This window comes from Neisseria sp. 27098_8_139, assembly GCF_041433195.1.
GTDB classification, from domain to species: Bacteria; Pseudomonadota; Gammaproteobacteria; order Burkholderiales; family Neisseriaceae; genus Neisseria; species Neisseria subflava.
In genome coordinates this window covers 334,130-354,745 of record NZ_JAPWBA010000002.1, presented here as the reverse complement: position 1 = coordinate 354,745, position 20,616 = coordinate 334,130, and the positions used below count along the sequence as shown (strand labels likewise).

General features: G+C 48.1%; 18 protein-coding genes. 8 read left to right on the top strand and 10 right to left on the bottom strand.

The window, feature by feature from the left end; translation table 11 throughout:
- Window positions 1-7 precede the first annotated feature (7 nt).
- Window positions 8-1,093: a beta-N-acetylhexosaminidase gene (nagZ, locus tag O3660_RS04410; protein ID WP_049350961.1), complete on the top strand. Its 1,086-nt coding sequence runs from the start codon at window positions 8-10 to the stop codon at window positions 1,091-1,093.
- Window positions 1,094-1,170: 77 nt separating this feature from the next.
- On the opposite strand, the gene O3660_RS04405 is transcribed toward nagZ, so the two are convergent.
- Complete coding sequence (locus tag O3660_RS04405; protein ID WP_003684370.1) at window positions 1,171-1,917, bottom strand: amino acid ABC transporter permease; 747 nt, start codon at window positions 1,915-1,917, stop codon at window positions 1,171-1,173.
- 328 nt (window positions 1,918-2,245) lie between these two features.
- On the opposite strand from O3660_RS04405, the gene yegQ reads away from it, so the two are divergent.
- Window positions 2,246-3,601, top strand: coding sequence for a tRNA 5-hydroxyuridine modification protein YegQ (yegQ, locus tag O3660_RS04400; RefSeq protein ID WP_049350962.1), 1,356 nt, complete (start codon window positions 2,246-2,248; stop codon window positions 3,599-3,601).
- 62 nt (window positions 3,602-3,663) lie between these two features.
- Here yegQ and hemC read toward each other — a convergent pair whose 3' ends face one another.
- A complete protein-coding gene (hemC, locus tag O3660_RS04395) occupies window positions 3,664-4,599 on the bottom strand; it encodes a hydroxymethylbilane synthase (RefSeq protein WP_152333315.1) in 936 nt (311 codons plus the stop codon).
- A gap of 256 nt (window positions 4,600-4,855) precedes the next feature.
- On the opposite strand from hemC, the gene O3660_RS04390 reads away from it, so the two are divergent.
- A complete protein-coding gene (locus O3660_RS04390) occupies window positions 4,856-6,199 on the top strand; it encodes a YadA-like family protein (protein WP_318250454.1) in 1,344 nt (447 codons plus the stop codon).
- A gap of 79 nt (window positions 6,200-6,278) precedes the next feature.
- Here the strand turns inward: O3660_RS04390 and O3660_RS04385 are convergent, their stop codons facing one another.
- Entirely contained in the window at window positions 6,279-6,416 is a 138-nt protein-coding gene (locus O3660_RS04385; RefSeq protein WP_210399511.1) for a hypothetical protein, read from the bottom strand.
- A gap of 78 nt (window positions 6,417-6,494) precedes the next feature.
- On the opposite strand from O3660_RS04385, the gene ybeY reads away from it, so the two are divergent.
- The 5 genes from ybeY to O3660_RS04360 all read left to right on the top strand — a co-directional run bounded on the left by ybeY (window position 6,495) and on the right by O3660_RS04360 (window position 10,390).
- The gene (gene ybeY, locus O3660_RS04380) at window positions 6,495-7,010 is read left to right on the top strand and encodes an rRNA maturation RNase YbeY (protein WP_049350965.1); all 516 of its coding nucleotides are present in this window, start codon (window positions 6,495-6,497) and stop codon (window positions 7,008-7,010) included.
- Between the two features lies 1 nt (window position 7,011).
- Window positions 7,012-7,854 (top strand): HlyC/CorC family transporter, encoded by an 843-nt coding sequence (locus O3660_RS04375; protein WP_049329553.1) that lies wholly within the window; start codon window positions 7,012-7,014, stop codon window positions 7,852-7,854.
- On the top strand, window positions 7,851-8,588 hold the full coding sequence (locus tag O3660_RS04370) for a methionine ABC transporter ATP-binding protein (protein WP_049350966.1): 738 nt from the start codon (window positions 7,851-7,853) through the stop codon (window positions 8,586-8,588). The genes O3660_RS04375 and O3660_RS04370 overlap by 4 nt, the downstream gene beginning before the upstream one ends.
- A 2-nt stretch (window positions 8,589-8,590) precedes the next feature.
- On the top strand, window positions 8,591-9,277 hold the full coding sequence (locus O3660_RS04365; protein WP_049350967.1) for a methionine ABC transporter permease: 687 nt from the start codon (window positions 8,591-8,593) through the stop codon (window positions 9,275-9,277).
- Window positions 9,278-9,478: 201 nt separating this feature from the next.
- On the top strand, window positions 9,479-10,390 hold the full coding sequence (locus tag O3660_RS04360) for a MetQ/NlpA family ABC transporter substrate-binding protein (protein ID WP_049350968.1): 912 nt from the start codon (window positions 9,479-9,481) through the stop codon (window positions 10,388-10,390).
- 593 nt (window positions 10,391-10,983) lie between these two features.
- On the opposite strand, the gene O3660_RS04355 is transcribed toward O3660_RS04360, so the two are convergent.
- The 7 genes from O3660_RS04355 to O3660_RS04325 form a co-directional block, all read right to left on the bottom strand.
- Window positions 10,984-12,009: an FAD:protein FMN transferase gene (locus O3660_RS04355; RefSeq protein ID WP_049329550.1), complete on the bottom strand. Its 1,026-nt coding sequence runs from the start codon at window positions 12,007-12,009 to the stop codon at window positions 10,984-10,986.
- 118 nt (window positions 12,010-12,127) lie between these two features.
- The gene (locus O3660_RS04350; RefSeq protein ID WP_003684336.1) at window positions 12,128-12,622 is read right to left on the bottom strand and encodes a nitrous oxide reductase accessory protein NosL; all 495 of its coding nucleotides are present in this window, start codon (window positions 12,620-12,622) and stop codon (window positions 12,128-12,130) included.
- Entirely contained in the window at window positions 12,619-13,449 is an 831-nt protein-coding gene (locus O3660_RS04345; RefSeq protein ID WP_003684339.1) for an ABC transporter permease, read from the bottom strand. Before O3660_RS04345 ends, O3660_RS04350 begins: the two co-directional genes overlap by 4 nt.
- On the bottom strand, window positions 13,446-14,339 hold the full coding sequence (locus tag O3660_RS04340; protein WP_049329549.1) for an ABC transporter ATP-binding protein: 894 nt from the start codon (window positions 14,337-14,339) through the stop codon (window positions 13,446-13,448). The genes O3660_RS04345 and O3660_RS04340 overlap by 4 nt, the downstream gene beginning before the upstream one ends.
- Window positions 14,340-14,398: 59 nt before the next feature.
- Entirely contained in the window at window positions 14,399-15,760 is a 1,362-nt protein-coding gene (locus tag O3660_RS04335) for a nitrous oxide reductase family maturation protein NosD (protein WP_371464595.1), read from the bottom strand.
- Window positions 15,761-15,958: 198 nt separating this feature from the next.
- Window positions 15,959-17,926, bottom strand: a complete 1,968-nt coding sequence (gene nosZ / locus O3660_RS04330; RefSeq protein ID WP_049350970.1) for a TAT-dependent nitrous-oxide reductase — start codon at window positions 17,924-17,926, stop codon at window positions 15,959-15,961.
- 106 nt (window positions 17,927-18,032) lie between these two features.
- On the bottom strand, window positions 18,033-20,381 hold the full coding sequence (locus O3660_RS04325; RefSeq protein WP_318250456.1) for a 4Fe-4S binding protein: 2,349 nt from the start codon (window positions 20,379-20,381) through the stop codon (window positions 18,033-18,035).
- Window positions 20,382-20,616: the final 235 nt, after the last annotated feature.

The window sequence follows — 20,616 nt, the reverse complement described above, 5'->3', positions numbered from 1 at the left end:
CAAAACAATGAATACGCCTCATCTTCCACGCGGCCCAGTCATGGCCGATGTTGCCGCCTATCATCTGACCGAAGAAGAAAAACAACGCCTGCTCGACCCTGCCGTCGGTGGCGTTATTTTGTTCCGCCGCAACTTTGAAAACGTTTCCCAGCTCAAAGCTTTGGTTCAAGAAATCAAAGCCGTCCGTACACCTGAACTCATCATCGCCGTCGACCACGAAGGCGGACGGGTTCAACGTTTTATTGACGGCTTCACCCGCCTGCCGGCCATGAACGTATTGGGCGAAATTTGGGACAACGAAGGCAAAGAAGCCGCCTGCGCCCAAGCAGAACAAGTCGGCTGGGTTTTAGCAACCGAACTCTCCGCCTGCGGTATCGACCTATCCTTCACGCCTGTTTTGGATTTGGACTGGGGGCAATGCGCCGTCATCGGCAACCGCAGTTTCCACCGCGACGCCAACATCGTTACCCAGCTTGCCCTTGCCCTGCAAAAAGGACTGAACAAAGGCGGCATGAAATCTTGCGGCAAACACTTCCCCGGCCACGGCTTTGTCGAAGGCGACAGCCATCACGTCCTGCCTTGTGACGAACGCAGCCGCGAAGCGCTAGAAGCTGCCGACCTTATCCCCTTCCGCGCATTGAGCCAAGCTGGCATGGCGGCAGTGATGCCTGCCCACGTCGTGTACCCGCAAACCGACAACCAACCTGCCGGTTTCTCCGAAAAATGGCTGAAACAAATCCTGCGCCAAGAAATCGGATTTAACGGCGTTATCTTTTCAGACGACCTGACCATGGAAGGCGCATGCGGTGTCGGCGGTATTAAAGAACGCGCACGCCTTTCTTTTGAAGCAGGCTGCGATATTGTACTGGTATGCAACCGTCCCGATTTGGTAGATGAATTGCGAGACGGTTTCCACGCACCGGCAAACGCCGATTTGGCAGCACGTTGGCAATACATGGCCAACACATTGACCGTACAAGAAGCTGCCGACATCATGGCAACCGAAGAATTCCAAGCCGCCCAACAAGCAACTGCCAAACTGGCTACGCCAAAAGACATCGCAGGCGGTATCAAAGTCGGCGAAGCATTCTGATTTCAGGCCGTCTGAAACATTGACGGCAAATAAAAAAGGAAGACTTGAAAAAGTCTTCCTTTTTTGATTCAAACCGATTAGCGGTGTTGCGGATTGTAACGGCTTTCCAAGCGCAGGAATACCCAACCCAAAAAGCTTGTCAGCACCAAATAAATCAGCGCGATTGTATAAAGCGGCTCTTCATAGACAGAATAGCGGCCGGTAATCGTGCTTTGTACATAAGCCAACTCTGCCACGCCGATGACGGAAAGCAATGAGCTGTCTTTCAACAACGTAATAAACTCACTGGCCAATGGCGGCAACATACGGCGCAAAGCTTGCGGCAAAATCACATAACGCATCGCCTGAGTATAGGTCAGACCCAAAGAACGCGCAGCTTCCATTTGGCCTTTATCAATCGACTGGATACCGGCACGGAAAATCTCACAAATATATGCACCCGAGTTCGCAATCAAAGCCAAAGAACCGGCAATCAACGCACCATAAGAACGGCGCAAATCAATGGCTGCTTCGCCACTAATCAACACACCGTCGGCCGGATGAACAAAAAATGGGAACCAAACATAAGCCCAAATCACAATTTGTACAAACAATGGCGTACCGCGGAACAGCGTAACATACCAAAAAGAAATCTTACGCAACACCCAAGCCAAGGCACGCATCGGCACACCAGCTTTTTCCGGATTGATCAAACGCGCCAATGCCAGCAGCAAACCCAAAATTGAGCCGCCTGCCGTTGCAACCACCGTCAGCCCCAGCGTCGTCAATACGCCGTATAAAAACATCCAGCGGTATTCATAAATAATGTCAAAACGAAAATCCATAACCCTTCCGTCGGTCAAAATCGGTAACTAATCCGAATATTTTTTAAAATGAAGCTTGATATTTTACAAGAAAATACATTGTTTGAACGGTTTTTTGTTAAATTATTCCTCCCAACCCTGCTTTTTTTACATTTCCAATGAATTAAAGCCCCCTTTTCACCTTTCATCATATAGGACATTTTCCGTATAAAAAACAAAGCGCAAACCCGACACAAAATTGACCGAAACACAAAAACAGCGGATAATCCGCCCATTCTTCAAACATCTTTCAGACGGCCTTCCCTCTTTCCTTGAGGGCCGTCTGAAAACATTTTAAAAAGCATAAAACATGAAAGCACCCGAACTCTTATTACCGGCAGGTGGCCTCGAACGCATGCGCGCCGCCTACGATTACGGCGCAGATGCCGTTTACGCCGGCAGCCCGCGTTACTCACTGCGTGCCCGCAACAACGAATTTGCCAAACTCGACGTCCTCGAGCAAGGCATTAAAGAAGCGCACGAGCGCAACAAAAAATTCTTCCTGACCGTCAATACGCTGCCGCACAACTCCAAACTCAAAACCTTTGTTTCCGATATGGAGCCCTTGATTGCCATGAAACCCGACGCGCTGATTATGGCGGATCCGGGTTTGATTATGACCGTGCGCGAAAAATGGCCGGAAATGCCGATTCACCTGTCCGTACAGGCTAACACCACCAACTATTGGGGCGTGAAATTCTGGCAGAACATCGGCGTCGAACGCATTATTCTGTCGCGCGAATTGAGCATGGAAGAAATCGCCGAAATCCGCCAAGAATGCCCCGACATCGAACTCGAAGTCTTCATCCACGGCGCATTGTGTATCGCCTACTCCGGCCGCTGCCTGCTCTCCGGCTACTTCAACCACCGCGACCCCAACCAAGGCACATGCACCAACTCCTGCCGTTGGGATTACAAAGTTCACAACGCCACTGAAAGCGATGCGGGCGATGCCCAACTTCTGCAAGGTTTCAACTTTGAAAAAGCCCAAGAAGAAGCCAACCAAAACTTTGAAGGCATCAACGGTCAAAAACGCCATCCATATGCCGACAAAGTTTTCCTGATTGAAGAGTCCAACCGCCCGGGCGAAATGATGCCGATTATGGAAGACGAACACGGCACCTACATCATGAACTCCAAAGACCTTCGCGGCATTGAAGTGGTTGAGAAACTGGCCAAAATCGGCGTAGACAGCCTTAAAGTCGAAGGCCGCACCAAATCGCTTTATTACGTTGCACGCGTGGCCCAGTCCTACCGCAAAGCGATTGATGATGCCGTTGCAGGCCGTCCGTTTGATTACAGCCTGTTAAGCGAACTCGAAGGCCTTGCCAACCGCGGCTACACCAGCGGCTTCCTTGAGCGCCACCAAACTCAGGATTACCAAAACTACCTGACCGGCCACTCCATCGCCAAACAAAGCCAATATGTCGGCCACGTTACCGAAATCGATGAAAACGGCTGGGCGACAATCGAAGTCAAAAACCGCTTTGCCGTCGGCGATTCACTCGAAATCATCCACCCGAGCGGCAACCAAACCATCAAATTGGAACAAATGACCCGCAAAGGCCAGCCTGTCGATGTTGCCCCAGGCAACGGCATTCAGGTCAAAATCCCCAACATGCAGGGCAAAGAAAAAGCTTTGGTTGCGCGGATTATGAATCCTTAAGCATCAACAAAATAAAGGCCGTCTGAAAGTTTCAGACGGCCTTTTAAATTATCTATACTGTTTTAAGCCTGTTCTTGCAATACGGCGGTAATCAACTCTTCCGCACCATCATCTGCCAGTTTTTTGGCGACTGCACGACCCAAGGCATCGGCGTATTCGGCAGGGGCTTGCGCGTCCGCTTGCAAAATGACCGAACCGTCAGGATGACCAACCAAGCCGCGCAAGGTCAGCAAGCCGTTTTCTTCAGTGCAATATGCGGCCAGCGGCACTTGGCAGCTTCCGCCCAGAGCGCGCGCCAAAGCGCGTTCGGCAGTAACGCAGGCGTGCGTGGTATCGTGGTTCAAAGGCTTTAAGACTTCGTACAAATCTTCGCGATGCGCTGCAATTTCAATACCCAATGCGCCTTGTCCGGCGGCAGGCAGGCTGTCGGATTCTGTCAAAATCATGCGGATGCGTTCGTCCAATTCCAGACGCTGCAAACCGGCGGCAGCTAGGATAATCGCGTCGTATTCGCCGTTATCAAGTTTGGACAACCGAGTTTGCACATTGCCGCGCAAAGGTTTGATAACCAAATGCGGATAGCGCGCACGCAACTGGGCTTCGCGGCGCAGGCTGGATGTGCCGACGACGGCGCCTTTGGGCATTTCTTCCAAACGTGCGTATTGGTTGGACACAAACGCGTCAAACGGATTGGCGCGTTCGCCGATTGCCGCAAGCGCAAAACCTTCAGGCAAATCCATCGGTACGTCTTTAATCGAATGCACGGCCAAGTCGGCCCGGCCGTTATACAAAGCCTGTTCCAACTCTTTGACAAACAAGCCTTTACCGCCGACTTTTGACAAAGTTCTGTCCAAAATCTGGTCGCCGCGCGTGGTCATGCCCAAAATCTCGACTTCGCAATCGGGATACAGGGCTTTCAGACGGCCTTGGATATGTTTTGCCTGCCACATGGCAAGCAGGCTTTCGCGACTGGCGATAACGAGTTTTTTCGGGTTCATAATGGTTGCCTGAAAGATGGAAAACGGCATGAAGTCTATCATAATTCTGAAAATGAGCGCTATTGAAAAGACTGTCTTCTTTTTGTGCCATTTTTACTTCTTTTAATTGCAATGAGAAGCATAAATTTAATATGCATAAAATATCAAATGGAGTAAAAAAGTTTAATTTTTATGCTAAAATCTTAAGCGAAGTGCAAGGGTGTATTTCTTATCATTGATGATAACTAGTCTATTTTTTAACTTTATGGTACCTATTATGAAAAATGTAAGTAAGTTAAATAAAAATACAAGCATGAAATTATCTACGGCAGCGGTCGTACTTCTTTCTGCATTGGGTGTGTCTACAGTTGCCAACGCGGCCGCGCCAGAACACTTTATTAGTGTTGCTCCTGGGGCTCTTGGTACAACACAAGGCAACTACAATAATGATGGGGCAAAATCAGACGATTCCATTGCTATTGGTAAAAATGCGGCTGCTGGTGTTTCAAAAGATGTTGCAGTTGGTGATAATGCTAAGGCTAATAAGGATACTACAAGTAAAGCTCAAAACATTGGTGGTGCGACAGCTATTGGTACTGACACGGAGGCAAAAGGCAATGGTGCTACTGCACTAGGTTATGGTGCAGTAGCTGATGGCGCTAATGCTTCTGCTTTGGGGAATAAAGCTAATGCTACAGGTATTGCTACAACTGCGGTTGGGGTATCTACCCAAGCAACAGGCGCTTATTCTGTTGCTGTAGGTTCAAATGCTAAGGCTACAGGCTTTGGATCTGTGAGTATTGGTTTAGCGTCTATACCGGATACTGGAGCAACTAAAAATTATGCTGTATCTGTCGGTGCATTTTCAGGCGCTGATGTAGAAAATGGCGTTGCATTAGGTTCATACTCTAAAGCAACTGTTAATAAAGAGGCTGTAGGATATGATCCGTCAACTCAAGCTGCTACAACTGAGACAAGTGCAGCTTGGAAAGCTTCACATGCTGCGGTTTCTGTTGGTGACGTTGACAACAATATCACCCGTCAAATCACCAGCGTTGCTGCGGGTACAAAAGATACTGATGCAGTGAACGTGGCTCAATTGAAATCTTTAGACGGTAAAGTTGAGAAAAACAAAACCGATATTGCAACTAATAAAGCCGATATCGCAACCAACAAAACCAATATTGCAACTAACACGGGTAATATTGCGACTAATACAGCTAATATTGCGACTAACACGGGTAATATTGCGACTAACACGGGTAATATTGCGACTAATACAGCTAACATTCAGACTAACGCGAATAATATTGCGGCGATTAACACTCAATTAGCGGATAATAACGATTCCATCAATGAATTGCGTGGCAATGTAAACCTCTTAAATAAAGACTTGAGAGGCGGTGTTGCGAGTGCGATTGCTCACGCTTCTGTTCCTCAATCCACCAAAGCCGGTGCTATCGGTGTGGGCGTGGGTACCGGTTTCTATGGTGGTCAATCTGCGGTTTCTCTTGGTGTGTCCGGTGTTACCCCTAATGAAAACTGGGTGTTTAAAGCCAGCGTTTCTACCAACAGTCGTGGTAACTACGGTGTGGGTGCCGGTGCGTTTTACCAATGGTAATAAACCGTTAATCCCGAGTTAATCGGAGCATAAAAAAAGCCATTCTGAAATAGAATGGCTTTTTTGTTGCGATGAGGAATTAAGCTAAGATTTTGTCTAATTCTTTACTGACATCTTCCACTTTTTGCGTGCCGTCTAAGCGGAAATATTGCGTGTTGCCCGCTTTGGCTTCTGCTTGGTAGTAATCCACTAATGGTTTGGTGGTGTTGTGATACACTTTTTTTGGGCGGTTTTTCAGACGGCATGGGGGTGAATATGTTATATTTACGCCTAAAAACCCAATTTTCCGGACAACATGAAACGCGCCAAACAATATCCTTTTTTATCCTTACAGCGGCAACGTTTTCATCTGAACTTTGAAAACGCCTCAACCGCCGTCAACCTTCCGAGCGAACGCGATTTTTACCGCTGGGCGTGGTCTGCCTTGAAAAACGAATACCGCCGCGCAGACATCAGCCTGATTCTTCTGGACGAAGAAGAAGCCCGCGCTTACAACCGCGACTACCGTGGCAAAGATTACGCCACCAATGTCTTGAGTTTCGCGCTCAACGAAGGCGAAATCCTGCCCGACCAGTTTTCAGACGGCCTGTATGGCGATTTGGTGATTTGTCCGCAAGTGGTTTTGAAAGAAGCCGCCGAACAAGGCAAAACACCCGAGCAGCATTTTGCCCACCTGACCATACACGGTACTTTACACCTGATGGGCTACGACCACATCGAAGACGATGAAGCCGAAATAATGGAAGCCGAAGAAATCCGCCTGATGCTGGCGGCAGGCTTCCCCAACCCCTACCAAGAGGACGAATATTAAAATGGACGGTACGCAGTCGAAACCCAAATTTTTCGAACGCCTAATCTCCCGACTTGCCGGCGAGCCCGACTCCGCCGAAGACGTATTGACCCTGCTGCGCCAAGCACACGAGCAGGAAGTTTTTGACGCCGAGACACTGACCCGGCTGGAAAAAGTATTGGACTTTGCCGAGCTGGAAGTGCGCGATGCGATGATTACGCGCAGCCGCATGAACGTATTGAAAGAGAACGACAGCATCGAGCGCATCACGGCCTACGTCATCGAAACCGCCCATTCGCGTTTCCCCGTCATCGGCGAAGACAAAGACGAAGTTTTGGGTATTTTGCACGCCAAAGACCTACTCAAATATATGTTCAACCCCGAGCAGTTCCACCTGCAATCCGTCTTGCGCCCTGCCGTTTTCGTTCCCGAAGGCAAATCTTTGACCGCCCTTTTAAAAGAGTTCCGCGAACAGCGTAACCACATGGCGATTGTCATCGACGAATACGGCGGCACATCCGGCTTGGTCACCTTTGAAGACATCATCGAGCAAATCGTCGGCGAAATCGAAGACGAGTTTGACGAAGACGACAGCGCCGACAACATCCATGCCGTTTCTTCCGAACGCTGGCGCATCCACGCGGCTACCGAAATCGAAGACATCAACACCTTCTTCGGTACGGAATACAGCAGCGAAGAAGCCGACACCATCGGCGGCCTGGTCATTCAAGAGTTGGGGCATCTGCCCGTACGCGGCGAAAAAGTCATCATCGGCAGCCTGCAATTTACTGTTGCACGCGCCGACAACCGCCGTCTGCACACCCTGATGGCCACACGAATTAAAGAAAACACGGATAAACCATGATTATTCTGGATCACGTTTCCAAACACTATCAAACACGCGACAAAAAAGACTTTGTCGCCGTCGAGCCGACCAGCCTCAAAATCAAACAGGGTGAAATCTTTGGCCTGATGGGCTACTCCGGTGCAGGCAAATCCACCTTGTTGCGTCTGATTAACTTATTGGAACGTCCGGATACAGGTACCGTCAGCGTGTGCGGCCAAGAACTGACCGCGCTCAACGCCACGCAACTGCGCCACGCCCGACAAAACATCGGCATGGTGTTCCAACAGTTCAACCTATTGAGCAACCGTACCGTTGCCGAAAACGTCGCTTTTCCTTTAGAAATTGCCAAATGGCCGTCTAAAAAAATCCAAGCGCGTGTTGAAGAATGTTTGGAAATCGTCGACTTGCAAGACCGTGCCAACCATTACCCGTCCCAACTTTCCGGCGGTCAAAAACAACGTGTCGGCATTGCCCGCGCGCTGGCGCCGCAACCTCAAGTCATCCTCGCCGACGAACCCACTTCCGCCCTCGACCCCGCCACTACGCGCAGCGTTTTGAAGTGTTTGGAAGACATCAACCGACGTTTCAACGTAACCATCGTCATCGTTACCCACGAAATGAGCGTTATCCGCCGCCTGTGCGACCGTGCCGCCCTCTTGGACAAAGGCCGTCTGCTGGAAATCGTTGAAGTACACGGCAACCAAATCCATGCCCAATCCGAAATCGGGCAAGAGCTGATTCGAGAGGACTAAATATGGCAGATTTAACATTTGAAAGTGCTGTTGAGACCATCGTCAGCATGAAGGGCGAAATTATCCAAGCCTTGGGCGAAACCTTTATTATGGTCGGCCTATCGACTACTTTCGCCGTTATCTTCGGTACGATTTTAGGCGTATTGCTGTTTGTGACGTCAAGTCATCAGTTGCACTACAACAAACAGCTGAATTTATTTTTAGACAATCTGGTCAACCTGATGCGCGCATTCCCTTTCGTCATCCTGATGATTGCCATGATTCCTGTTACACGCGCCATCATCGGCACGACCATCGGCCCGGTTGCCGCCTCATTGGTATTGAGCGTATCCGGCCTGTTCTACTTCGCCCGTCTGGTAGAGCAAAACCTGCGCGAAGTGCCCAGAGGCGTGATTGAAGCGGCCTCCGCAATGGGTGCCTCGCCCATGAGCATCATCTGCAAAGTGCTTTTAAATGAGGCGCGTGCAGGTATGGTTTCCAGCATTACCGTACTGGCTATCGGCCTTCTGTCGTACAGTGCGGCAGCAGGCATGATTGGCGGCGGCGGTTTGGGCGACCTTGCCATCCGTTACGGCTACTACCGCTATCAAATGGAAGTCATCATCTTCATCGTCGCCATCCTGGTTTTACTCGTTATCCTGATTCAAGGTATCGGCAACAGCTTGGCACGCAAACTGGATAAACGTTAAACAAACTAGGCCGTCTGAAATGGACTTACTATTTTTCAGACGGCCTGTTATCTATTTAGAACATATTAGGATATATATATTCCAAATAAGTTTACAAAAAACATCCTCATATTTCCAAAATAGATTTACAATCCCTCTTTATTTTGACGGCGGCAGCTTGAGGCCGTCTGAAACCGCTTTATCATCCATCAGGAGCAAAATATGCAAATCAACACATTCTTCAAAACCCTTTCAGCCGCTGCGCTCGCCATCGTACTGGCTGCCTGCGGCGGTCAAAAAGACAGCGCGCCTGCTGCTTCTGCCGCTTCCTCTGCCGACAACGGCGCAGAGAAAAAAGAAATCGTCTTCGGTACAACCGTCGGCGACTTCGGCGATATGGTAAAAGACCAAATCCAACCGGCTTTGGAGAAAAAAGGCTATAAAGTCAAACTGATCGAGTTCACCGACTATGTCCGCCCCAACCTTGCTTTGGCTGAAGGCGAATTGGACATCAACATCTTTCAACACAAACCTTATCTGGACGACTTCAAAAAAGAACACAAACTGGACATTGTTGAAGCCTTCCAAGTACCGACTGCACCTTTGGGCTTGTACCCTGGCAAACTGAAATCTTTAGACGAAGTGAAAGACGGTGTCAGCGTTTCTGCACCTAACGACCCATCTAACTTTGCCCGTGCATTGGTTATGTTGAACGAATTGGGCTGGATTAAACTGAAAGCCGACGTTGATCCGCTGACTGCTTCTAAAAACGATATTGCCGAAAATCCAAAAAACATCCAAATCGTAGAACTTGAAGCCGCCCAACTGCCACGCAGCCGTGCCGACGTTGACTTTGCCGTCGTTAACGGCAACTACGCCATGAGCAGCGGCATGAAACTGACTGAAGCCCTGTTCCAAGAGCCAAGCTTTGCCTACGTTAACTGGTCTGCCGTCCGCACTGCCGACAAAGACAGCCAATGGCTGAAAGATGTAACCGAAGCTTACAACTCTGACGAGTTCAAAGCCTACTCACAAAAACGCTTTGCCGGTTACAAATATCCTGCTGCATGGGGTGAAAATGCAGCTGCAGGTGCTCAAGCCGAAGCTGCTTCTACTACTTCTGCAACCAAATAAGTAACTTTTTGAAAAAGGCCGTCTGAACATTCAGACGGCCTTTTTCTATTGATTATCTATTCCCAAAGCTTGAAACAAGTTTTTTGATTAACGCCAAATACTTACACAATTCCCTTTTTAAACCAAATCAATATGTTTTAAAAAAGTTCAATAAGGAATCATGTTTTTATTCAATATAATCAATCACTAAATGAATTATTCTACTTTTTTATAATATTCACTAGTAATGTTCCGCTTATCCTGATATTATACCGTTCATCTAAAGACATCCGGTTATCTGCATTACAGACCGTTCATCTGAATTGCTTCAAACCACTTTGTCGGATTTTCCTATAGTATGTTGTGTTTCTCCGTATCGAAGGGGTTTGAGCGGTCGAAATACCGTATTGCTTAGATATTAAAGCTTCGTGCTTTGAAATGAGTGAATTTTTGTTTTAAGTGTCGTAATCTCTTGCTAATTACTCCCAGCTGCAAGAGTTTCAGGGTTGCCCCCCCTTGGGCAGCCCTTCTTTTTTATCTTCCATTTTTTCAGCAATCAAGCCTTCCCTGCCCTATACACATAGTCAAAATCGCAGGCAAGGCCGCCCTTCTCCTCAACTTCCAATCTTCTTCAATTCATTATTCGGCATTACCAGCCAAACCTGTGCCTTTTTAACTTGAGCCGCAGTACGGATGGCCGCTTCATCCATAATGGAGAATGCGGTAGAAAAAGCATCGGCAACCGCCGCACTCTCCGCCATGACGCTCATGCTTTTATAACGCGGTTGGCTTCCGCCTGTACGCGGATCAAAAAGATGGGTAAATTTGCCAGCTTCGTCCATTACCGTGCCATAGCCGCCCGATGTGGCAAAGGCTTGGTTTTTCATGGCAATGGTGGTCAGAATTTGGTCTTCTTGGTCGGGATTGCGAATGCTGACATTCCACTCGCGCTGGTTGGCATTATCAAAGCCGTAAATCTCCCCCATATCAATCAATGCTTGGGTAACGCCTTGCTGCTTTAATAATTCGACTACTTTATCAGTGATATAACCCTGCGCAATGCCGTTGAGCGACAAGCCCATGCCTTTTTGGGCAAAACGGATTTCTTTGGTATCAAAATCGACTTTGTTGAAATCCACTAATTTGAGCGTGTCTTTGATACTGCGTTCGGATGGCGGCGTTTCGGTTTTGGGGTTTCGCCTGAAGTGGTCGGCATACAGATTCCACAATGGCTGAATGCTGGGATCAAATGCACCCTGTGTCAGCTGATGGATATCTCGGCTGATGCTGAGCAGCTGCAAAAAATTGGATGGCGGATTTTTCAGACGGCCTTCTCGATTTAAACGGCTGATCAGGCTGTCGTCCCGATATAGACTGAAGATTTTTTCCAATCGTGAAACTTCCGCCAATACTTTGTTGACCAGTATTTCCGCCTGCTTGCGCTCAACGCCGAACAACCGCAATTCCGCACCCGAACCCAATGCAATGCCTCTCCAAATAACTGGCTGCTCTTCTTGATTCTGGCTGGCCGAATGAGTCTGCTGATTGGTTTTGCGGCTGATGGCAAAGGGAATGCCGACACCGGCGGCAAGTGTGGCGGCTATGGCAAGGAAACGGCGGCGCGTTAAAGGGGTGGACATAAAGTATTCCTTGGATTTTTTATCTTTACATTGAAAGCTGCATTCATTAAATCATCAATCGGCAGCTTCCAACACAAAGGCCGTCTGAAACTGTTTCAGACGGCCTTTATTGGTTGTTTTATTTAAAAATGTATTCGTCGGGCATCTCTGCAAAACCGACTACTCTGCCGCCTTTTTCTTTGGCGAATTTCTCAGCCTGAGCCTTGTCGGCAAACGGAAGTGCGTCTTCCGCACCCATGCCGCCAATAAAGCTGCTTTCGATGACATAATAGGCTTTTTTCGCATCTATCCATTCGGCATCGGCATTGGGTTTTTCCCAATCTTTGACTTTGCCCATATCGGTAACATAGATGGCATTAATGCCTTTAGGCTCTTCAGGCAGCTTGGTGTAGCCGAACATCTGCTTGATGGTGGAAAACCAAACCGGTTTGTCAGGTTTGCCGTTCAAGAAGATTTGCGCTTTAGGGCCGTTGTGTTCGGTCAAATTCATGCTGCAATAATGACCGACTGCGCTGTCGCTGATTTGTTGGGGCGTAGGCGGAGGAGTATTTTCCTCTTTGCTACAAGCAGATAAAGCAAGGATGGTGAATGCTGTAAATAATATTTTTCTCATATTTGTCTCTTTCCGAAAATCCAGGCGGCTAAGACCAAAGGAATGATAACCCATAATACCTGCGCCGTCAGCAAAACCGGCATAGTCAGGCTGATTTGATCGCTCAAACCGGCCATACCTGCGTACATGGCGGTGTTTTCATAGCCGGTCAGGTTGAGCAGACGGTAAATGTCGGAAGGATTGAACAAGAGAATGGTTTCTACAACAGGCGCGGTAATGACTTGTTCGGTATCGGCAACCAAAATACCCAAAAGCGCCATATCGAAAATCACCACAAAAAACAGCCATACGCCGATGGCGATACCGGCGGCGGTACCGCGTTCTTTGACTTTTGCGCTGATCAAATAACCCATAGACAAAAAGGCTGCACCAAGAATCACGCTGGCAACAATCAGGAGGGCAAAAGGTTTCCATGCGGCAAGGTCAAAGCCGCCGTTGGCAAGCTGGAGGGTAATGCCTGCCAATCCGTAGCCTGCCGTGGTGGCAAGAGCAAGGATGATGAGATGGCCGATAAATTTACCGGCAAGGATTTGGTTGCGCGAAATCGGATAGCTCAACAACAGCGCCATCGTGCCGCGTTCGATTTCGCCAATCAGCGCATCATAAGAGAGCAACATCGCAATCAACGGAATCAGGAAAATCGACAGACTGGAGAGGCTGACAACGGTAACGGTCAACGGATCGACTTTGACTGTGCCGGTAGGCGAGCTGCCCAGGAAACCCAATGACAGGGCAAGCGCGGCAAGCAGGAGCGCGGCGGCGAGAACCCAACGGTTGCGCAGGCTGTCGCGGACTTCTTTGCCGGTAATAATCCAAACGGGGTTCATACGTCTTCCCTTTTTAAGAATTGTGCGTACATATCGTCAAGTGTCGGGGTATGGATATCGATATAGGCAAGGTTGCCCAAATCACCCAATTCGCTCAAAAGTCCCATGCGCTCTTCGGCTTTACATTGCGCTTTATACGACAGGCCGTCTGAAAGCGGCTGCCAACGCTCGCTCAACGGGCGCGCTTCTTTCAATCGGACATTGACGGTCAACGGCAAACCACTTTGGACATGCAGCTCATCCATGCTGCCATCGGCAACTTTCACACCGTTTTTCATGACGATAATTCGGTCGGCGTGGCCATCAAGTTCGGCAAGCGCGTGCGTACTGAGCAATACGGTTGCACCGCGTCCATTCAGTTCGCGCACGACTTCGTAAAACATTTGGCGTGAAGCCGGGTCAAGGCCCGTGGTCGGTTCGTCAAACAATAAGACTTTAGGCTCGCCCAATAAGGCTTGTGCCAAAGCGAGACGTTGGCGCATACCTTTGGAGTAAGTGCTGACACGGCGGCGTGCCGCTTGAGAAATGCCGACGCGTTCCAACAACTCACGGTTTTTACTCAAGGGCTGTTTTTTCAGCTTGGCATAGAAATCCATGGTTTCAATGCCGGTCAATGAAGGATGAAGCGCGACGGTTTCAGGCAGGTAGCCGATTTGACTGCGAAGCAGTGCGCCTGCCTTGCTGCCGGTACGCTCGCCCAGTAACATGACTTCACCTTCGGTCGGCGTAATCAGACCGAGTATCAGCTTCATGATGGTGGATTTGCCTGCACCGTTATGCCCTGCCATGCCGACGCTTTCGCCTGCTTTGAGGACTAAATCGACTTGGTTGACGGCTTTTTGACTGCCGAATTGTTTAGTCACGTTTCTTAATTCGACGTGGTTGGTCATGAATAATTCCTTTGTGCCGTTTCAGACGGCCTCATTCAAAAGGCCGTCTGAAAACATGTTTAATTCAAAGATCCGTTTTCGGCATTACTCCAATTGGATTGGCGCGTATTGGCTTCGTGCAACAGCTCATCCTTCATGGCTTCGTATTTGGTACTTGTTTTGTTGCTGATCGGTTTCATCAATGGCTTACTGTCGATGACGCCGCCCGGCAAAATAGCGGGGAACTGTGATTGCGCCCATTTGACAATACTGACGGCAGGACTGTTCATCAGCAAACGGGACACGGGAGCGCGCCAAATGATTTGATCGATGATGCCGTTCGGTCGATAGGCATTGTCGCCAAAACCATCGCCATCAAGATCGAATGCGCTGTTGTCGCTCCAATAATTGCCTCGTCCGCCCTCTCCCCAATCAAGGAAACGGGTGCTGACGTATTTGACTTGGCTTTCGTTGTTGATAAACGAATTATTGAACAGGCTTGTGCCTTCAATGGCCGCGGTAAAGTGAATACCGATTTGACAGTTTTCAAAATGGTTGTCAAAAATTTTATTGAAGTTGGCGTTATAGGCGAATACGCATTTACCGGCTTTGTTGATAATATTGTCGTTAATATCGGAATAGTTGACGTAATTGAGCATGATACCTTGGTCACGGCTGCCCACGGCGATATTGCCATACACTTTAAGACGCTCTGAGAACATCAACACATAGCCCATATTGTTGCCAACGGAGATGTTGTTGCTAACCTCGCTGTCGTTGGTGTACATATAATGTACTGCAAAACGCAAATCGCTGAAACGATTGCCTTTATAGGTATTGTTTGTACTGGTATTGGAGAAAATACCGTCACGGCCTTTGGAAATATCGTTGTCGACTACTTGCGCACCCGGCGCATTCCAAACCGTTACGCCATTACCGCGCTCATTCACGCGCAATGTAGCTTCCCCGACAATCTTATTTTCGCGCACCATCGATTCTGCCGCTCCATGGATGTACACGCCGACAGAGTTGTCCAAGACATTATTGTGTTCAATCAATGCGCGCGGAGCCGTCTCCTCAAGATAAATCCCTGCATCCATGGCCGGCAGGCTCAAGCCTGAATTGGAAACAGTTAGATTGCGCAGGGTCACGTCAGGTGCATGAACGGCAATGGTGCGCCCACTCCTATCACCGACGATCTTGGCGGAGCGGTCGGCCGGACCTTCAATGGTAATCGGTTTGTCGATATAAAGTTTGGTCTTGTATGTACCGGAGGCAAGCTTGAGCGTATCGCCGGCTTGGGCGCGCGCTAAAGCATCATTGAGATTGTCTTGTGCGGATACGTTGATGACTGCGGCAAAGGCCGTCTGAACCATACTGCCCAACAGCAATACGAATGCGGCACGTTGCCATTTGGAACGATGGGATGGTGTATGCGTCATAATCATATCTCAATTTCAGACGGCCTGTTTTCTACATGATAAACATATGCAGAAACAGGTATTTTGATGTTATAGCAAAGCTGTCTGATGATGGTTTATATTTCATTGACATATTGACTGACAAACAGCTTTGCTATAAAGGCCGTCTGAAAGAATGTCTTTTCAGACGGCCTAAAGGATTAAATCATCAAACCAAAATTATTTTGGTTTAACAATCATTTGGCCTGACATTTCCATGTGCAATGCGTGGCAGAACCATTGGCAGTAGTACCAGTGTACGCCTGGACGGACTGCTTTGAAGGTTACAGAAGATGTCGCTTGCGGGCTAATCTCCATAGCGATACCGTAGCCTTCCAAAGTGAAGCCGTGAGTCAAGTCCTCAATAGTCTCAACGTTGGTCACGTATACGGTCACTTCGTCGCCTTGGTTCACTTCAAATTGAGGGATACTGAATGCAGGCGCAACGGCTGTCATGTACACGCGTACTTTGTTACCTTCGCGTACGACTTTAGCGGCTTTTTCCAGCTCAACGCCGTCTTTTTGCGCTTGTTCCAAAGCATCTTTCCAGAACCATGGGTCTTTACGGTCCCAAGTTTTGCTTGGGTTCACTTTGGAAGCGGAAACCAGACAGAAGTCATGTGGTTCTGCAAAAGTCGGGTTGTCGTGAACCAGACGCATTTCATCGCCGGAGATGTCGATCAATTGGTCACACTCAGGTTTCAGAGGACCTGCGTTCAGGAAGCGGTCTTTGGAGAATTTGTTCAAAGACACCAACCATTTACCGTCGGCTTCTTTGGTTTCGCCCATGGTAGTGTGGTTGTGGCCAGGTTGATAGTGAACGTCCAGTTTTTGTTTGATCGGATCGATTTTCTCGCCTTTGTAGGCTTTAATCGCATCATCGATGTTCCATTTCACCATTTGGCTGTCGATAAACAATGTTGTATAAGCATTGCCGCGACCGTCAAATGCAGTGTGTAAAGGGCCAAGACCCAGTTGAGGCTCAGCTACGACAACATCGCGCTCTTTGATTTTGCCTGCAAACAAATCGTCCAGTTTGCTAACATCCAATACGGTAACGGTTGGAGACAGTTTACCGTTGAGCATGATGTATTTGCCGTCAGGGCTTGCGTTACAGCCGTGAGGAGAGTTAGGCACAGGGATGTAGCGGGTGTATGGAGAGTTGGCTTCTGCACGGCCGTCCAACATTTTCACGCCGTTAACTTCTTTGAAGTCGCCTTTTTTGATGCCTTCTTCGATAGCAGCCAGGTTAAATACTACACACCAGTCTTGCTCGTTAGAAGAAGCACCTTGTACAGTCAGAGCGCGCTCAGAGTTATAGCAGGTAGAGAAAGAGTATTTACCTTGGTAGTCGGCATCGCCGTTGTCCAAGTTACCGTCTACCAAAACTTGCCATGCGATCTCCATGGTTTCGCCGTCAATTGCGGTATAAACGGCATTCCAAGTTTTAGGATCATCCCATTTGCCTACGCCGTCAACAGGAACGATATGCTCGCCGTTGGCAAAAACGTAACCGGTTTTCGGATAACGTTGCGGACGCAGGCCGTGGATACCTGAAGCATTAGGAATATCAATGATTTTATCGGTTTTCATCACATCCAAGCGGATACGGCAAACACGGGTGTTTGCTTTATCGTTGGCGTAAGCATAACGGCCATCGTAAGTTTGGTCGGTGAAAGACAAGTGTGGGTGGTGCAAGTCGCCGTTAGGGTAGCAACGCAAACCGCTGTCTTGCAAGAATTTACGGGTTTCTTCGGTAATATTTCCGTTGAGGACTTTCAAGCTCTCATTGGTACGACCCCAACCGGTAGCGCTGTCCATATTGAATACAGGGATACGCATCAGTTCGCGCATAGACGGCAAACCGATCAAGCGCATTTCGCCTGATTGACCGCCTGAGAGGAAACCGTAGTATTGGTCAAGTTCACCTGGACCCACTTCGGAAGTCATTTTGCCCGGCTCGGCAGAATGAGCAGCTGCTTTTTCAGCAGGAGCTGCGCCAGAAGCGGCAGCTTTGTCACCCTCACCGTTAGAGCAACCGGCCAAGCCCAACAAACCGGCACCGGCAATACCTGCACCGGAAGCAGCGGCAGTACCTAAGAATGAACGACGGCTTAAGCCGTTTTGTTCTAATTTTTCGTCTGACATACGACACTCCTTGGATAAAATCCGGCGGCCGATTTTTTTCAGACGGCCTACCGATGAAAAAATTTCTAAGTCGGGCTGCCGATACAGCCCTCTTTTTTATAAATAACTACTTATCAACACTAATTGCCGATTCTTTTTTAACAAACTGAACAACTTGTTCTTGAGCCTTTTGCGTTGCTGCCGCATCATGCTGCTCAGATTTTGCCGCCGCTTGCTTTTGTTTTTTCTTATTCGTTGCCACTACTTGAGGACAACGCGTATCGTGGTGATACATTACCTGGCAATGCAGGCACTGGATACATTCGTTCGGATGAATATCGCCTTCTGGTGCAATGGCCTGAACCGGACATTCATGTGTACAAATCTGACAAGGGTTGCCACACATTTTGTAGCGGCGCAGCCAGTCAAACACACGGAAGCGACCCGGCAATGCGATACCCGCACCCAAAGGACACAGATAACGACAGAAGAAACGTTCGATAAACAAACCGGCAATCAGCAAAGCTGCAGCAAACAATACAAACCACCATTCGCGCATAAACTTCAGAATAATTGCGGTTTTGAAAGGTTCAACTTCTGCAAATTTTTCAGCAGTGCCCAAATCGTATAGGGAAATAGCCAGCAAACCGAAGAAGATAACATATTTAATGGCTGTCAGGCGCGTATGCAACAGATATGGCACAGTAATTTGTTTTACGCCCAGTTTTTTAGCAACGCGATTGGTCAACTCCTGCAATGAACCGAAAGGACACAGCCAGCCGCAGAACGTACCCCTATTCCACAACAGCATGGTCGCTGCTGTAAAGAGCCACAGGATGAACACCAGCGGATCCATCAGGAAGAATTCCCAGTGGAATTCAGTCAAAACTGCGGAGAACAAGGTCAATGTATTGACAACCGACAATTGCGCTTGCGCATACCAACCAATATAAACCAGGGTAAATGTCAGGAAGCAGAGGCGGAAACGGTCATACCATTTTTCGTAACGTACAATCCAGTCTTGGAACAGGAATACTAACAAGAGAATTGTCAAAGCAATACCGACAACAATAATTTGACCTTGTTTAGCTTTCCAAACCTGTTTCCAAAGTTGGTTGGAAACACCATCATCACCGGCAGTCGCATCTTCGGCAATACCCGTACTTTCAGGAGCTGAAGCTACAGCCGCAACTTGCTCAACCGGCGCGCTGATTTCAACAGGTGGTGCTTTTGGATCATCGACATAGTAGCCTTTTGGCAATTCGTAATCCAAATCTGCAGTTACGAAAGCTTTATCGTTAACACTCAACACACGTTGAATCATCAGTTGTAAACGCCATGGCTCGGCAGCATCAAATTCCACACCTTCAGGGATAGTAAACCAAGAAACCTCTTTAAATGCAGGCGCACCTTCCGCTGCCAAAGCAACCACACGCTCATGTTGTGCATCGGTAAAACGGAAGCTGGTATCGCCCTGAATCATTTCGATACGGTCAAAGATACCGCCACGCACATAGCCTGAGCCCTTCCAAGAGTATCGGCCTTCACCGGCAACCATAATTGCCTGTTGACCTGGTTGCAAACGTTTTTGCAGATTATTCCAACCTGCCTCACCTAAAAGGCTTTTACCGATAGAAGGTTGGCTGACCAAAGCGACATATAAATCAACGAATGTATCGTTACCATCACCCTGCTCTGCATGATCTGCAACACCGGCTTTACCGCCTTTTTCAAATAATTTGTTGATATCATCAACAGAAATATGCAGATGACCAACAGCTTTTTGTTCTAACAACGCATTCCAAGACTGAATGTCTTGTTTATCAGGATTCACAGCACGACGGGGACGGGTTTGAACCGCAGGCTCATTTGCAGCCTGCTCACCAGAAGCGGCAGCAGCACCGGCTTGAGTCGCTTTATCAGTACCCAAATGATATTGATGAATAACCGATTTGACAGAACGCTGAATACTGTCGTTAATCACCATCAACGTTACAGTCGCACCGCTGATGATATCCGCGGGAGCCACGCCAGGCTGCGGAGGATTTTTAATAAAATTTAAGCCAATATATTTATCAATGAATTTATCGACTCGGGATTGCGGAATACCGATCAGCATAATTGGTTCATGGTGCTCAACCAATTTTGCTCCCGCAATAGTGCCATCATTGGCCAATGCGATCATCGTATCAATCGGCTTACTCGAATAACCACGCGTATTGACCACATCAGTCGTGATATAAACCAGACCAAGCTGCTCTTCGCCTTTATATACACGAGCAACCAAAGGCTTACCTTCAGGTTTGCCGTAGCGATCAGCACCAGGAAAAATTTCAGAAGGCTGAATTTTTGCCAAGAAATCAGGCAAGCGCTCCGCGTAAGCAGGCAGGCTTACTATCATCATAGAAAACACAGCAAAAAGCACAAGGATTCGTTTCCAAATGCCACTTAAGCACTTCATTTCAAGACAGGACATGGCTATTCCCGATATATCGATACTCTAAACACTAATATTATATGAATCATCTATCGGCAATAATTTGATTAAAATCAAATTTACAAATCTTAAAACCAAATTCTACATGCTAATAATACTTTAGAACTATAAAAATAAATCTTTTATTAGTAGACATGAAATATAGGAAAATCAACTTAATCCAATGACCATCTTTATATCGTTAACTTATTTATAATAATACTCAAAACAATTC